This window comes from Luteithermobacter gelatinilyticus (genome assembly GCF_005849285.1).
Lineage (GTDB): Bacteria > Pseudomonadota > Alphaproteobacteria > Sphingomonadales > Emcibacteraceae > Luteithermobacter > Luteithermobacter gelatinilyticus.
In genome coordinates, this window is sequence record NZ_CP040517.1 from 2046507 (window position 1) to 2062626 (window position 16120).

General features: G+C 55.7%; 12 protein-coding genes. 5 read left to right on the forward strand and 7 right to left on the reverse strand.

The window, feature by feature from the left end:
- The first annotated feature begins 336 nt into the window (after window positions 1–336).
- Entirely contained in the window at window positions 337–1362 is a 1026-nt protein-coding gene (locus FE788_RS09295; protein WP_138380376.1) for a methyltransferase, read from the forward strand.
- 76 nt (window positions 1363–1438) lie between these two features.
- Here FE788_RS09295 and FE788_RS09300 read toward each other — a convergent pair whose 3' ends face one another.
- Window positions 1439–2485, reverse strand: a complete 1047-nt coding sequence (locus FE788_RS09300) for a succinylglutamate desuccinylase/aspartoacylase family protein (RefSeq protein ID WP_138380377.1) — start codon at window positions 2483–2485, stop codon at window positions 1439–1441.
- Window positions 2482–3387, reverse strand: coding sequence for a 30S ribosomal protein S6--L-glutamate ligase (gene rimK, locus FE788_RS09305; protein WP_138380378.1), 906 nt, complete (start codon window positions 3385–3387; stop codon window positions 2482–2484). Before rimK ends, FE788_RS09300 begins: the two co-directional genes overlap by 4 nt.
- Before the next feature lie 429 nt (window positions 3388–3816).
- Here rimK and FE788_RS09310 point away from each other — a divergent pair, with 429 nt between their 5' ends.
- The 3 genes from FE788_RS09310 to gabD all read left to right on the forward strand — a co-directional run bounded on the left by FE788_RS09310 (window position 3817) and on the right by gabD (window position 8799).
- The gene (locus FE788_RS09310) at window positions 3817–5487 is read left to right on the forward strand and encodes a tetratricopeptide repeat protein (RefSeq protein WP_138380379.1); all 1671 of its coding nucleotides are present in this window, start codon (window positions 3817–3819) and stop codon (window positions 5485–5487) included.
- A 159-nt stretch (window positions 5488–5646) separates the two neighbouring features.
- The gene (locus FE788_RS09315) at window positions 5647–7248 is read left to right on the forward strand and encodes an FMN-binding glutamate synthase family protein (RefSeq protein WP_138380380.1); all 1602 of its coding nucleotides are present in this window, start codon (window positions 5647–5649) and stop codon (window positions 7246–7248) included.
- A 96-nt stretch (window positions 7249–7344) separates the two neighbouring features.
- Complete coding sequence (gene gabD / locus FE788_RS09320; protein WP_138380381.1) at window positions 7345–8799, forward strand: NADP-dependent succinate-semialdehyde dehydrogenase; 1455 nt, start codon at window positions 7345–7347, stop codon at window positions 8797–8799.
- A gap of 228 nt (window positions 8800–9027) precedes the next feature.
- Here the strand turns inward: gabD and FE788_RS09325 are convergent, their stop codons facing one another.
- From FE788_RS09325 to FE788_RS09335, 3 genes are all read right to left on the reverse strand, one after another.
- Window positions 9028–11919: a phosphoenolpyruvate carboxylase gene (locus FE788_RS09325; protein WP_138380382.1), complete on the reverse strand. Its 2892-nt coding sequence runs from the start codon at window positions 11917–11919 to the stop codon at window positions 9028–9030.
- 114 nt (window positions 11920–12033) lie between these two features.
- Window positions 12034–13455 (reverse strand): aldehyde dehydrogenase family protein, encoded by a 1422-nt coding sequence (locus FE788_RS09330; protein WP_138381350.1) that lies wholly within the window; start codon window positions 13453–13455, stop codon window positions 12034–12036.
- Window positions 13456–13523: 68 nt separating this feature from the next.
- A complete protein-coding gene (locus FE788_RS09335; protein WP_138380383.1) occupies window positions 13524–14126 on the reverse strand; it encodes a glutathione S-transferase N-terminal domain-containing protein in 603 nt (200 codons plus the stop codon).
- A 259-nt stretch (window positions 14127–14385) separates the two neighbouring features.
- Between FE788_RS09335 and FE788_RS09340 the strand changes: the two genes are divergently transcribed.
- Complete coding sequence (locus FE788_RS09340; RefSeq protein WP_138380384.1) at window positions 14386–14811, forward strand: Lrp/AsnC family transcriptional regulator; 426 nt, start codon at window positions 14386–14388, stop codon at window positions 14809–14811.
- 78 nt (window positions 14812–14889) lie between these two features.
- On the opposite strand, the gene FE788_RS09345 is transcribed toward FE788_RS09340, so the two are convergent.
- Window positions 14890–15441: a carboxymuconolactone decarboxylase family protein gene (locus tag FE788_RS09345; RefSeq protein ID WP_210413864.1), complete on the reverse strand. Its 552-nt coding sequence runs from the start codon at window positions 15439–15441 to the stop codon at window positions 14890–14892.
- Between the two features lie 194 nt (window positions 15442–15635).
- Complete coding sequence (locus FE788_RS09350) at window positions 15636–16112, reverse strand: RidA family protein (protein WP_138380385.1); 477 nt, start codon at window positions 16110–16112, stop codon at window positions 15636–15638.
- Window positions 16113–16120: the final 8 nt, after the last annotated feature.

Below are 16120 nucleotides of genomic sequence, written 5' to 3' on the forward strand. Positions count from 1 at the left end.
ATTGATGAAACTGGCAAGCGCTCCTTTATTCCGCAGGGAGCGAGCATGTTTTCATAGGTTACATTTAATATAGTATATTTTATGCAAAATTTATCACGGCGGGGAAATTGCGTCAACACGACAGAAGTTTCGACGACAGCCGCCCTGGATGTGCAGTCCCCCGGGTGGGGGGCACGCCAAAGTCCGACGGCATTGGGCCAAACCGCCAGAACCGCTTCCCTTTCTTCACAACTCACGCCGCCCCCCTGATTGGACTTTGACCGGGAAATATGTCATGATTTCCCCGCCGATTTTCGGTGTACCAGCCTGTTCTCAGGTCGCTTTCGAGGAAGAACAATGGAACAACATCTGGATCCCGGCCGGATCATGCAAACCGCCACCGCCTTCTGGGCCTCGAAAGTGCTACTTTCGGCAGTCGAACTTGATCTGTTTTCCACCCTGGGGGAGGACGCCATGACGGCCCGCGACCTGGGCAGGGCCCTAAAGCTGCACCCGCGCGGCACATTTGATTTTTTTGACTCCCTGGTGGCGATGGGATTTCTGCAACGCGACGGCGACGGTGCCGAGGCCCGCTACAGCAACACCCCCGAAACCGCAGCCTTTCTGATCCGGTCCCGGCCCACCTATATTGGCGGCATGGCAGAAATGCTGAATGCCCGGCTGTTCGGGTTCTGGAACAATCTGACCACCGCCCTTAAAACCGGCGAAGCCCAAAGTGAAACCAGCAACGGCGACAAATCCTTCTTTGAGGAACTATATGCCGATCCCGACCGGTTGGAACAATTTTTACAGGCCATGAGCAGTTTTCAGGCCGCAAATTTTTCCGCTTTGGCGGAAAAGTTTGATTTCTCTGCTTATCACAGCGTTGCCGACATTGGGGGCGCACTTGGCCTGCTGTGCCAGATTCTGGCCCGGCACCACCCTCACCTCTCCCTTACTTCATTCGACCTGCCGCCTGTGCGGCCACTGGCCGAAGCCAGCATCGAGAAAGCAGGCCTTTCGGCGCGGATCACCGTGATGGAGGGGAACTTTTTCCAGGACCCCCTGCCCAAGGCGGAAGTGATCACCATGGGCAACATCCTGCATGACTGGAATCTTGAGAAAAAGAAATATCTGATCCGCAAGGTATTTGACGCCCTGCCGGACGGCGGCGCTTTTATCGCCATCGAGAACCTGATAGATGATGCCCGCAGGGAAAATATTTTTGGTCTGCTCATGTCCCTCAATATGCTGATTGAACTGGGCGATGCCTTTGATTATTCCGCCGCCCAGTTCCGCGACTGGTGCGGGGAAGCGGGTTTTCACCATGTCGAGGTCCTGCCCCTCACCGGCCCGACCAGCGCGGCCATAGCCTATAAATAGGATAATCTATAAATAACGGCCGCTCACCCTCGTTCCGGAACCTCTTGCTCCCAGAACGATGATCCAGAAAGAGGATTCAGATAATTTCATCCTCGTCAAAAAGCGGATCTTCATCCAGCTGGGCAGCAAGACTGTCCAGAGTCGCTTCCACATCCTTGTTGCGTCTGAGCCTGGCGATATGAAACAGGGCGTCGCCTTCATTGACAACGGGCAGATTGCTGCGGCCGATAATCAGCCCCCCTTCCTTCACCAGAACTTCGGTTTCCATCTCACCAAACGGGTCCGACACCACCCCCAGGACATCTCCCTCATTTACCTGTTCCCCAATGGTCTTGAAGGTGCGCAGCAGGCCCCCGGCCGGGGCCCGCAACCAATAACTTGACGTGGCCCGGATCGGTGCCGTTTTGGGTTTTGTCACGCCCCGTCCTGAAATCATGCCCAGATGGTGCATCACCCGCAATATGCCGGTCACGCCCGTACGGACGGCATATTCATCAAACCGCAATCCCTCCCCCGCTTCATAAAGCAGCACGTCGGTCCCCTGTTCCTGCGCCGCATGCCGCAGTGAGCCGTTGCGGACCTTTGACGTCAGTGTCAGCGGCGCGCCGAAAGCCTCCGCCAGCGCCATGGTCTCGGCGCGCGAAGGGGAAACCCTGATCTGCGGCAGATTGGTGCGGTGAATGGCCGCCGAATGGATATCAATGCCGGCATCGGATTTTTCCACGATTTCCCGCATAAAAAGATAGGCGAGCCTTGAAGCGAGAGAGCCTTGCGGGCTGCCCGGAAAGGAGCGGTTCAGATCCCGCCTGTCCGGCAGGTAACGTGAATGGCTCATAAACCCGAACGCATTCACGATCGGTACCGCAAGAAGGGTTCCCCTGAGCCGGTTCAGGCTAGGAGCCCGCAGCAGTCGCCGCACGATTTCAACACCGATGACCTCGTCCCCATGCACTGCCGCGCTGACAAACAGCGTCGGCCCCGGGCGGCGGCCGTGCACAACCTGCACCGACATGGTGATCGGGGTATGGTCCGACAGAACACTCACCGGCAAATCGACAATCTGCCGGGTCCCCGGGTCGATCAGCACCGACCCCAGTTTGAAGGCGTCGGGCTGCCGAATCATCCCCGGCCTCTTGTTCTGGTTTTACCCGGTTTGGCCTGTTTTTCCAGAAGTTCAATAATCCGGCCCGCCACATCAATGCCGGTTGCCTTTTCCACTCCCTCCAGGCCCGGAGAGGAATTGACCTCCATCACGACTGCCCCATGATTGGCCCGCAGCATATCCACGCCACAGACATTGAGCCCCATGGCCTTGGCCGAGCGCACCGCCGTGGATCGTTCCTCCGGTGAAATTTTCACGGCCTGGGCACTGCCCCCACGATGCAGGTTGGACCGAAACTCCCCTTCAGCGCCGGTGCGCTGCATTGCTGCAATAACCTTGCCCCCGACCACAAGAGCACGAATATCCGTGCCCCCCGCTTCCTTGATGAATTCCTGCACAAGAATATTCACCTGGGCCCCGCGGAAGGCCTCAATCACCGACTTTGCCGAACGGTCCGTATCGGCAAGCACAACACCAATGCCCTGTGTCCCTTCCAGCAGCTTGATGACAAGCGGGGCTCCGCCGGCCAGCTTCAACACCTCCTCGGTCTGTTTGGGGTCATGGGCAAAGGTTGTCACCGGCAGGCCCAGCCCTTCGCGCGACAAGATCTGCAGGGAGCGCAATTTGTCCCGGGACCGGCCAATGGCAACAGATTCATTCAGGGGATAGACGCCCATCATCTCGAACTGACGCAACACCGCAAGACCATAAAATGTCACCGAAGCGCCGATGCGCGGGATGACCGCATCATAAGGCGGCAGTTTTTCGCCGTTATAATAGATTTCCGGACGACGGGACGCGATGTTCATATAACAGCGCAGCGTATTGATGATATCCAGTTCATGGCCGCGGGCCTCTGCGGCTTCTTTAAGGCGCTGATGGGAATATAGATTTGGGTTCCGGGCCAGCATGGCTATTTTCATTATCTTTCTCCCAGGATGCGACACTGATGACCTGCCTGCCCCATACCCTGCTGCATTCATGCCGCATTAAAGCAATGCATAAGATTCCCGGTCGCGCCGATTGTGACAGAAGCAATACACTATGGATCTACTAAGATGATCATATCATAACCGGTCCTACAGGAAAACGGCTATGGGCCATGGAAACAGACTGACTGAAAACAATGGCTATCCCGTCAGTGATGGGTCAAAATTTACTCCCGGTATAGTATATATTATGGTATTCTTATGCAGGACGCTTTCCTTCTCACATCGATCGTTGCGTCTCTCCTGTACAGTCTGACAGATTTAAGAACCATCCGGTACCTGTAAATATCCAGTTACTCTCGTAAAATTCAAAAAGTCTGAGTCTATCCTTATTAAAACTCACTCTAAACAGAGGAGAAGCATATGCTTATGCGTTTCATTTTCTCTGCGGTCCTGTTGTTTTCCGCCGCACCTGGCCTGGCTCAGATCCACGATCCGAAAGCCCTTGAGGCGGACCCCCGGACGGCAACTGGTCCCATCGCGCCGGTGCTCAGTGGTCTGGGCAACCATCATTTCCCGGTTACCACCCAAAATGACCGCTCGCAGTATTTTTTCAATCAGGGATTTCGTCTTACCATGGGCTTCAATCATTCGGAAGCTCTCCGGGCTTTCAAGGAAGCCGCCCGGCTGGATCCGAATAACGCCATGGCTTATTGGGGCTGGGCTCTGGTGCTGGGCCCCAATCTCAATTTGCCCATGCAGGCGGACGTGATGCCCCAAGCTTATGCCGCGATCCAGACCGCTCAGCGGTTGAAAGACCGGGTCAGCGCCCGGGAAAGAGCATATATCGAGGCCTTGGCAACACGATATTCCAACGACCCGGAAGTCGACCGGGGGCTGCTGGACAGGGCCTATGTCCAGGCCATGAAAAAACTGATGGCGCAATATCCCGACGACCTGGACGCCGCCACCCTTTATGCCGCGGCGATCATGAATACCAACCCCTGGGATTACTGGTATCCCGATGGCACGCCCAAACCTCAGACAAAGGTGGTCATGGCCACCTTGCAGTCAGTGATTGAGCGTAATCCCGACCATGCGGGGGCCCATCATTACCTGATCCACACGGTTGAGGCCTTCCGCCCAGAGCTTGGCGTGGCAAGCGCCGACCGGCTGGGCAAACTGATGCCGGGTGCCGGACACCTGGTGCATATGCCGGCCCATATTTACATGCGGGTTGGTCGCTATACGGATTCTTACGCCGCAAACGTCGCGGCCATCAAGGCGGACGAAGGGTATATTACCCAGTGCCGGGCCCAGGGTCTCTACCCGTTGGGGTATTATCCCCATAACATTCATTTCCTCGTCTGGTCCGCCATGTTCATGGGCCGCAGCCAGGCCGCCCTCGCCGCAGCCCGCAAGGTGGCCGCAAAAATCCCGCAGGGCAACACCAGCAACACCTGGGCCCTGAATGAAACATTCCGCAGCCAACCCATGTTCGTGATGGTACGGTTCGGCTTGTGGGAGGACATGTTGGCAGAACCACAGCCGGACAAAAAAGCCCTGTTCATGACCGGTATCTGGCATTATGGCCGAGGCATGGCTTATGCGCATCAAGGCGACCTGTCCCGGGCCGAACAGGAACTCACCCGGTTAAGAACCATGCAGCAAAACGCCACAAAAACGCCCGCTTATATGCTGGGATTTGGGCAGGCCGGGCGGCTTCTGGCCATTGCCGAAAGGATCCTGACGGGCGAAATTGCCGCCAAACAGGGCCAGTATGACGCTGCCATCGCCTCTCTTGAAAAGGCCGTGCGGCTGGAAGACAGCCTGCTGTATAATGAACCACCCGACTGGTATTTCCCGGTGCGCCATATTCTGGGGGCCGTACTTCTCGAAGCGGGACTGCCGACGGAAGCGGAAGTGGTTTATTGGGAAGACCTGCGCCGCAACCCGAATAATGGTTATTCCCTGTTCGGGCTGAAACAAAGCCTAGAAGCGCAGGACAAAGCGGAACTCGCGGCTGTGGTCGAGAATCGCCTGGAACGCGCCTGGAAGGCTGCCGACGTGACCCTGAAAACATCACGTTTTTAAACACAGTGCGGGAACACGCAATCAGCAATCATCTGGGGGCATCCTCCCAATAAAAATCCATGAGCGGGGCCGGTATGAAACCGGCGCTGCTTGTGTTTAGCGGGGGCAGCGATTATCCTTGAAACCATTCTGAAAAATAAAACAAAGATCGTTGCGCTCATGAAGTCTCTTTCCCGTTATAGTGTGTTTTTTATCCTCCTTCTGTTGAGTTTCCTCTTTTTCGGGGCCGGATACTGGATTGCCCCCGGTTTTTACTGGGGCTTGTTGCTCACGCTGCCGCTCAGCGTGATGGGGGTCTATGATATGTGGCAACGTTCGCACAGCCTGTGGCGCATTTACCCGGTGATTGCCCATATGCGCTGGCTGTTTGAAGAGCTGCGTCCTTTTCTCAGGCAATATATTGTTGAAAGCAATCTCAGTGAGCGTCCTTATAACCGTGAACAGCGCACCACCATTTACGCCCGCGCCAAGGGGCAGGAGGACTATCATCCGTTTGGCACCGATCTTGACGTTTATACCCCTGAATATGAATGGCTGAATCAAAGCCTGACCCCGTGTGATCCCCCGGCGGAGGATTTACGTCTGGACATCGGCAGTTCCCAGTGCACCCGACCCTATAACGCCTCCATTTTCAACATTTCGGCCATGAGTTTTGGCTCCCTCGGTCGCCGCGCCATCGAGGCGCTCAATCTGGGCGCCCGGCAAGGGAATTTCTTTCACGACACCGGCGAAGGCGGCATCAGCCCCTATCATACAAAGCATGGCGGGGACCTGGTCTGGGAACTGGGCACGGGCTATTTCGGCTGCCGCACCCGTGACGGTGATTTCGATCCTGAGCAGTTCCGGGACAAGGCCCGCCTGGACCAGGTCAAAATGATTGAAATCAAGCTCAGCCAGGGGGCCAAGCCGGGTCATGGCGGTGTCCTGCCGGCCCAAAAAGTCACAGCGGAAATCGCCCAGACGCGGGAGGTGCCGATGCATCAGGATTGTGTCTCCCCCCCTTATCACCGGACATTTTCAACGCCGGGCGGACTTCTGGACTGGGCAGCGCAGTTGCGCGAACTGTCCGGCGGCAAACCGGTGGGCATCAAACTTTGTGTCGGTCAGCCCCATCAGATCTTTGCGCTAACCAAAGCCATGCGCCAAAGCGGTATTTATCTGGACTTCATTGTGGTTGACGGGGCCGAAGGCGGCACCGGCGCCGCCCCCCAGGAATTTGCCGACCATATGGGCATGCCGCTCAGGGAAGGACTAGTGATTGTTCGAAACGCCCTGGTCGGTTGCGATCTGAAACAGGACGTCCGCCTCGCCGCCAGCGGGAAAATTCACGACGCCTACAGCATTGCGGCCAATTGTGCCCTCGGGGCGGATTGGTGCAACGCCGCCCGCCCCTTCATGTTCGCGCTCGGCTGCGTCATGACCAAAAAATGCCATACCGGCAAGTGTCCCACCGGGGTCGCGACCCAGGATCCCATGCGTCAATATGCCCTGGTGGTACCAGACAAGGCCCGTCGGGTGGCCCGTTATCATGAAAGAACCGTCAAAAGCCTGAAAGAACTGCTTGCCGCTGCCGGGCTTACCCATCCCGGACTTCTGCAACCTTCTCATCTGTGTCATCGCATCAGCCCGGCGGAAGTAGGCATGATGGATAAGATGTACCCGTTTCTCAAGAATGGCGAACTTCTGGACGGTACGAATCATGACGTCTATCGCCAGTGGTGGGATATGGCCTCACCAGACAGTTTTGCGCCTCAGGGATAGCCCCCCGAGAGCTACCCTTGATTGCGTCTACCCCCCGCGATACCATAGGGGGAAACACCTTTTCCCTCCCCGGAACACACCCGAAAGGACTGTCCGATGAAAGACCTGCAAAATCCCGACTTGTTCCGTGAACAGTGTTACATCAACGGGCAATGGATCAACGCCCATAGCAACCAAACCCTTACCGTCACCAATCCTGCTACCGGGGAAACGCTGGGGACTGTGCCGAATATGGGCAGTGGTGAAACCCGGGCCGCCATCGCCGCGGCCAAAGCTGCCCTACCAGCCTGGCGCGCCAAAACCGCCAAGGAGCGCGCCACCCTGCTGCGTCGGTGGTATGACCTGATCATGCAGCATGTCGATGATCTGGCCCTGATCATGACGCTGGAACAGGGCAAACCGCTGCCAGAAGCCAAAGGTGAGGTGGCCTATGCCGCTTCCTTCATTGAATGGTTCGCCGAGGAAGGCAAACGCATTTACGGCGATGTCATCCCGCCCCATCAGGCGGATAAACGGATTGTGGTCTTGAAACAGCCCGTGGGAGTTGTCGCCGCCATTACACCGTGGAATTTCCCCGCCGCCATGATCACGCGCAAGGCGGGACCGGCGCTGGCGGCCGGCTGTACCTTTGTATCAAAACCGGCCAGTATGACTCCCTATACCGCATTGGCCATGACGGTTCTGGCCGAGGAAGCCGGACTGCCCGCCGGCGTTTTCAACATGGTTACCGGCTCCGCCCGTGAAATTGGCGGCGAAATGACCGCAAATCCAGACGTGGCCAAGGTTACATTTACCGGCTCCACCGCCGTGGGACGGCAGCTTCTGGCACAATCCGCCAAAACCGTGAAAAAAGTCTCCATGGAGCTTGGTGGCAATGCGCCATTTATCGTTTTTGATGATGCCGATCTGGACGCCGCCGTCGAAGGAGCGATCATGTGCAAATACCGCAACAGCGGCCAGACCTGTGTTTGCGCCAACCGCCTTTATGTCCAACAGGGGATCTATGAGGACTTCCTCGCCCGTTTTAAAGAGGAGGTCGAGAAACTGAAAGTCGGCCCCGGCACCGAACCCGGCGTGACGCAAGGCCCGCTGATCGAGGAAGCCGCCGTCCGCAAGGTCGAAGAACACGTAAAGGATGCGCTGGACAAAGGTGCGCGGCTGATCACCGGCGGCCGGCGTCATGCCCTGGGCGGCACCTTTTTTGAGCCCACGATTGTGGCCGACACCACCCAGGAAATGCTGATCGCCCATGAAGAAACCTTCGGCCCCCTCGCCCCGATAATTCCTTTTGCCACCGACGAGCAAGTCATTGCCATGGCCAATGATACGGAGTTCGGCCTGGCCGCCTATTTTTACGCCCGCGACATCGGACGCGTCTGGCGAGTGGCCGAAGCACTCGAAAGCGGCATGGTGGGCATCAATACCGGCATTCTGTCCACCGAAGTGGCCCCCTTTGGCGGCATCAAACAATCCGGAATCGGGCGCGAAGGATCCTACTACGGCATTGAAGAATATGTAGAAATCAAATATCTCTGCCTAGGCGGGATATAGGAATCTAATGTGAATTGTGAATGAGGAACACGTCATCGCAAACCCGCGCCATATATCTTGGGCCATATATCGTGGGAAAGGAGTGTGGCGATCCAGAATATGGCCCTGGATTGCTTCGTTGCCGCGTCTTGCAATAACGATAATGATGTCAAAAAACATCATCCCGGATCGCTCTTAAGCTTATCCGAAAGGACAGACCGAAAGGACAGACCAGATGACAGGAACAACTCAGCCCACAGCCCCGACATAAGCGGTAATCGCCAGGGAGATTTTGCGGATCTGGTCATAAGTGCTGCTGATTTCGTCAAAAATCACCCGGTTTTCATATTCATAGCCATGCGCATCATCCCCCCTGAACGTAATTTTTTCGGGATTGTCCGGGTCAATGTCATATTGGGCCTCCATCGGAAAAATTTCTCGCAGCATGTTTAAAGCCGGCGGGATTTGGAAACGCAAAATCTGCATTACCAGATCATCCACCGTCACCCCTTTATGATCCCGGAAACGTGGAATCCGGGTTACCAGCAGGAAAATTTTCTGAATCAGAGCCAAACGCAGCACATGCAGCAGAATATAAAAGGTCCGGTCTTCCCCGGTCAGCCGCAGTCCCGCTCGATGAATTTCCCCCTTGTCCGCCTTGCGCTCCTTGAGCTTGTCCTTAAGGAAGATTAGATCTTCGCGCAGTTTCAGCTCAATACGGTTTAATCCCTCATATACCCCGTGTTTTTCCAGCATCTTGGCCAATCTCAGCATACGCAGATGCATCGAACTGTCTTTTTCAAAACGGGCGCAGTGCATCCAGTAGCGCGGCCGGAACAATGCCATATAGGCCCCCAGAACATCCTCGTCCGTGAGGTCCGCCGCCGCCAGCACCAGTTTCATAATATGCCGTAGACGCGATGAGCGATCATAAGTTTTCCAGAACGCATCCCCGTCCTGGGCCAGGGCCGTACCAATGCCGCCGATGCTGTTGGCCAGATAACCTAACTGATGCAACAGCATATTGTTGGGGATGGCCCGGATCTGGGACAATTTTTCGAGCCCTCGGGACAATACCCCTTCATCCTGACGCAACGTCATGCGCGAGCCTGATGGATAGGAGACTTCCGGGCCCAGCAACGACAACAGCTTGATGTAATCCGGGTCCCCGGAAAGGCGCGTGTTATACTCCTTGACCGTCAGGAAAAAATCCAGCGACCAGTCGGTATCCTCATAAAGCCGGTCATTTTCCTCCACCGGCGACGCCAGCAGATTTTCCATCACCCGGGTGAGCGTGGCAAAGGCCAGATTTTCCCGACGCAGCCACAAATAGCCGTCGCCGCCCTGCAAACTGAACTCCTGCTTATAGGATATCCCCAACCGCCGGATCAGCCGCCGGGCTTCCAGGGGGTGTTTGTATTCCAGCCGTCCTTCGAACCCGTCCGAATGCGCGCCCCGGCCCAGACTTTCCCCCCCGGTATCGAAAATCACCAATTGCACATCATCAAGATCAAATTTTTTCCACAGACACGCGAGCTTGATACGCAGCCGCTCAATGCCAAGACCAGCCGCCACCTGGCCCAGATACCGCCCGGCATCCGAATACCCCGCCTGCACACACAGCCGTCCCCGCTTTTTCACATAGGCGTAATAATGTTCGTTTTCCAGAAGCTCCTCGATAATGCGCGCGCCGCGTTCCAGAGCTTCATCCGTTTCAAACAGGGGCGAGATATCCACCCGGTCCTCCACTCCAAACATTTTTGCGTAACACAGCGCCGCAAGAACCGTGAACGGCGTATCCGATTCCGCAATCAGAAACCGGATCGGGGTTTCCGGATCTATATATTTCAGAAACTGGGCCACGATCATAAAAAGCCGTTTGGCCGTCGTCTGTTCATGGAGAATATTTTCATAACCCGCCGTCACCGGCGTCATATGGTCCAGCACCCGGGTGGCTGCCTTCATATAGCGGCGCCGGTTGGAGGCATCATCGGGATCCTTTTCCAGCGCCACAAGCGGCCGAATGGCATTGTGCAACTGTACGGCATTAAGCCGAAAATGAATATGCGACAAGCCAATGCCGAAATTGGCAAATAGGGCTCTATAGACCAGAAGCCGGCGCAGAAGGCTTTGATCCCCTTCACGCGCAATACGGTCTGCCAAATGATCCAGTATGTCCCGCATCAGGTCCTGCACACGGCCTTTTTCTTTGCGGTTACGCACCACTTGCCGGCTGAATTCTCGTACTTGAACGACTTCCGACGGCCGGTCCGGCAGCGAGGCCCGGTCCTCCTGCAAAATTTCGTACACGATGGTCAACGCGGCCCGCACCGGATCTTCCGCCCGGCTCTCCTGAGACCCCGTTTTTGTGCTGATCCTGTCCCAATGGTCCAGATATCTTGTCACCTGCCGAAGCGCCATATCATATCGGAACGCCACGCTTTTCAGCCAGGTGATGTCATCCCGGCCGTCCACATCAAAACCAACCCAGCTGGCGGCGGTTGTCAGGCGTGGGGTCAGCTGTGTCCAGTCGTCCGGATAATGTTCCGCCGCCACCTCAAGGGCAATGTCATACAGTTCCGCAATCGCTTCCTGCAACTGGATCAGGGCCTGTTCGGCTTCCGTAAATTCATAATCCAGGCTCAACCCCTCATCCGGGCGTGCGGAAGCCACCTTCAGTTTTCTCCCCGCCTCATCCTTGTTGATCCGGCGATCCACAAGATCGGCAAGGATGTCGTATTGTGCCGCGCTGAACCCAAAAGTGGGATGAGCCGTAATCACAATGCCGGCCACATCAGATTCCAGCTGCGCCTGGAACCGGTCAAAGGGGCGTTTTCCTCCCGTTTCGTCCCACACAAGACGTTCCAGGCTTTGGCGCATCCGGATACGGTTTTTCCGCCGGTCCGTTTCCTTAAGGTAAGCACGGGCTCTTTCAGCGCGGTTTAAAAAAGCTTTTAGCGTCAGTTCATCAATCACCTCATTCAGGGCCTTCCCTTCCACATCGCCCTGTTTCATGGCATTCAGCAGCCTGTATGAAAGCTGCTGGTAAGGGTTGACCAAGGGGGTATCTTCGGCAAGCCGAAGACAATCCTGAAGTTCAGTTGAAAGCTTTCCGAGAAGCGCCGATACGGTTTTGTCCATCCTAAATGCCTTGTTGTCCTGTTTTTATATAATTAATGCCCGCAAGAAGCCCCCGCGCCATATCACGCTCGGGGGCTTTCCAGTTCCCGCGATCAATGTTCCCGCTCAGCGGGATTATTTGGGGATCTTGACGGTCTGAATGGAAGTGTATTCCTCCAGCCCATACCGGCCGAATTCCACCCCAATTCCAGAATTCTTGATGCCGCCAAAGGGCGCATCAGGCTGAACGGCACCATGTTCATTGATCCAGACGGTGCCACATTCCAGCCGCTTAGCCAGTTCCGACGCTTTCGCCCGGTCACTGGACCATATAGACCCGCCCAGCCCGTTCGGGCTGTCATTGGCCAGTCGGATCGCCTCGTCTTCGTCCTGATATTTAATAACCGGCACAATGGGCCCAAAGGGTTCTTCATCCACCAAACGGCTGCCATTAGTCAGATCCGCAACAATGGTCGGTTCGTAAAAATAGCCGGGGCGATCCATTTCCCGCCCTCCTGTGAGAAACCGCCCACCACTGCGCCGGGCATCTTCGGCAAGCTCCTTGACGATATCCAGCTGCCTGGCGTTTTGCAGCGGCCCCAGTTCCACATCCTGTTCCAGGCCGTGACCCACCTTCACCGTTTTGGCGATGGCGGCCAGTTCGTTACAGATATCATCATAAATGGATTCATGTACATAAAGCCTTTTCAACGCGGCACAGGTCTGCCCGCTGTTATGGAAACAGGCGCTGAACAGGGCGGGGGCAATTTCTTTCGGTTTCACATCTGCAAGCACAATGCCCGCATCATTACCGCCCAGTTCCAAAGTCAGGCGCTTCAATGTGCCTGCGGCATTTTCCATGATGCGTTTGCCCGTACGGCTGGATCCAGTAAAAACAATCTTTGCCACATCCGGATGTTGAGCAATGGCCTGCCCCACATCGCCCGCGCCTGTAACCACATTGAGCACCCCTTTGGGCAGGATCTCATTGGCCAGCTCAACAAAACGCAGAACGGAAACCGGGGTGTATTCGGAAGGTTTAATCACCACGGTGTTGCCGGTTCGCAGGGCGGGGATCACATGCCAAACGGAAATCAGCAAGGGCCAGTTCCAAGGCGTAATGGAACCGACCACCCCAAGGGGCTTGCGATGTACTTCAATCCGAGCTTCCTCATTGTCCTGAATCACCTCTACGGGCAAATCGAACTGGGCCGTGACCCGCGTCCAGGCCACCGCGCCGCCCACTTCCATGCCGGCCCCCACACCTTTATATCCCCCCTGGGGTTTGCCGGTTTCCAGGGTGACCAGTTCCATGAATTCAGGCATATGGGCTTCCAGTGCATCAGCAATGCGATTGATCATGTCCCTGCGATCTTCGTCACTGCTTTCCCGCCAGTCGGCAAAAGCCGCCTTAGCCGCCCTGACGGCCTGATCCACATGTGCCGGCGTACCCAACGCACATTCCGCAAAAGGTTCTGCCGTGGCCGGATTGATCACCTTCAGAGTCTGTTCCGTGGCCACGGTCGCGCCGTCAATCATCATTTCAAAACGTTTCATCATCTCTCATCCCTTCGGCTTGTGAAAACTCCCCTTTGTCCGCCCTGTCTGGCCTGATTTTATGTTGGTTATTTTGGCGGCCGGGTGGATGTCATGGAAACCCGTTCGGAAATTTCAGAAAACCATTCTGCTGTGGCTTCATGCCCCCTCCGCCAGTCGATTTCCGGCAGGCGGAAGTCAAGATACGCCAAGGCACAGGCTAGGGTGATCTGACCCAACTGGAATGGCTCTTCAAACATTGCTCTCTCCTGTTCCACCATTCCTACCGCCTGGGTGATGGCCTGACGCCAGCGGCTGATCCAAGAGGGAGACTGTTCATTTTCCGGCCGCCGCCGTTCTAACACCGTCGCCACAGCCGCATCCATGATACCATCCCCCAGCGCCTGATGACGCAACACCCGCCACCGCGCCGCGCCCTGAGACGGGATCAGCGGATTTTCCTTCGACAGGCTGTCAAGATATTCGGCAATCACCGGGCTGTCATATAACGCCGCCCCATCCTCCAGCATCAATGTGGGAATTTTGCTCAAGGGGTTAAGGCTTCTCAATCCGGTTGTTTCATCCAGTGGATTGCAGGACACGAGGTCAATGTCCTCCGTCACTCCTTTTTCAACCATGACCACCCTGACCTTGCGACTGTAGGGGGAGGTCTCCGTATAATATAACCGCATGAAAAACTCCTTAAGCAAAAACTCCTCAAATACACACCAGCGGCATGATCCCGAGTCATTGCCGTATATCCCGATTTTCCCCCAGAGTCAGGACCCTACCATAATTTCCGATCAAAAAGAACCATGACACAATACGTGATACTTACATAATACTTACATCCCCCCAGCCGTCAGCGACGGCCCGACGCGCTGCACTCGGGCCTGGCGAATTATAAAACGGCCATTGACATATCGCAGGAAATCCCGTTAATTCAACGGAATGGATCAGATTGATGAAAAACTAATTGAGTTGTTGCGACTGAATGCCCGTGAACCTACGGCGTCACTGGCCCGGAAGCTTAATTTATCCCGTTCCACCGTTCAGGACCGCATCGCACGGCTGATCGACCGCAACATCATTTCCGGGTTCACGGTGCGCTTTCATGGCGATTACCAACAGAAACTGATCACCGCCCATGTGATGATCTGCATCACTCAGCGCCATGCGGCCCAGGCCATTGTGACCATGCGCAAACACCCGGCCATCCGCACGCTCTATGTAGTCAGCGGCGTTTATGACATGATAGCGATCATCAAGGCGCCGACCATGGAGGAAATTGATAAAACGCTGGACGACATCTGCGCTATTGAAGGGGTGGAAAAAACCACCACCTCGCTGGTCCTGTCCACCAAGATCGACCGGTAAGCTCTCCCGGTAATTCCGTTATCCCCATCAGCACCAATACCGCAGGCCGGGCGACCCCGAATGCCAAGGGTCAAATAATCACGCGGACCATTCCGCCGGCCTGAAGGCGTCATCAAGCGGCGTTTCCGCCACATGGTTGACATAGTTGGACAGGGTTTTCATGGTCACGCCGACCAGTAGCTCCAGATAGTGTCGCGGATCATAGCCCGCCTCAAAAAAGGCCTGTTTGGCGCTTTCTTCGGGCCAACCGCGGGTTTCCACCACAGAACGGGTCAGTCGCGCCAGGGCATCCAGCTTGCCATCAGGTAACGTCCGCCCCTGACGCAGCGCCTCAATAACTTCTTCCGGCACACCGTTCATACCGGCAATGGCCGTATGCGCCGCCATACAGTAAGTGCATTGATTCACATAACTGGCGGACAGCAAGATGACCTGCTTTTCCGCAGCCGAAAAGGATGTTTTGTCAAAAATATCGTTCAAGGCCAGATAGGCTTCGACCGCAGCCGGCGCTTCTGCCATAATCCCGATCAAGTTGGGCACAAAACCGTATTTTTTCTGGGCTGTTTCGACAATAGTTTTGGAATCCTCGGGGGCGGTCTCCGGGGTGTGTATGGTGAACTTTGTCATCATCCTTATCCTTTCCTTGATTTGATCATTGAACCGCTAAAGTGACTCTAGAGTGAATTGTGAATAGATTGACCCATTCACAATTCACTCTAGGCCCTCCCCTCGATATATGCCGGGAGCGCAACACTTCAATGGACCGGACCGCTCCTGACCGATCAAGAAAATGTGAGGAAAATGTTAGTGAGACCTGACCCGGCTCAGAGTGAGCGGGGATCCAGTTCAAATATGCCGTCAATCTCGACGCTCGCCCCGCCCGGCAGGGAACTGCAACCCACGGCCGCCCGGGCATGCTGCCCCCTTTCTCCCAGACACTTCCTGAACAGATCGGACGCCCCGTCGGCCACCCGGGAATGATCCCGAAAATCAGCCGCAGCATTCACATAGACGGTCAGTTTGAGACAGGACTGCAAATGGTCCAGATCTCCCCCACAGGCGATTTTAAGTTGCAAGAACAGGTTCAGGGCGCAAAACTCAGCCGCCTTGATCCCCTCCTCTAGGCTTATTTCCTGCCCTACGGCGCCACGATAAACCAGCTTGCCGTTCCACTTACAGGTCTGTCCGGAAACATAGACCAAAGCGCCATACCTGCTATAGGCCACATAATTGCCCACCGGACCGTTTCTTTCCGGCAGGGACAGGCCAAGTTTTCGCAGTTTTTGTTCCACTTGGGACATTGTTACCA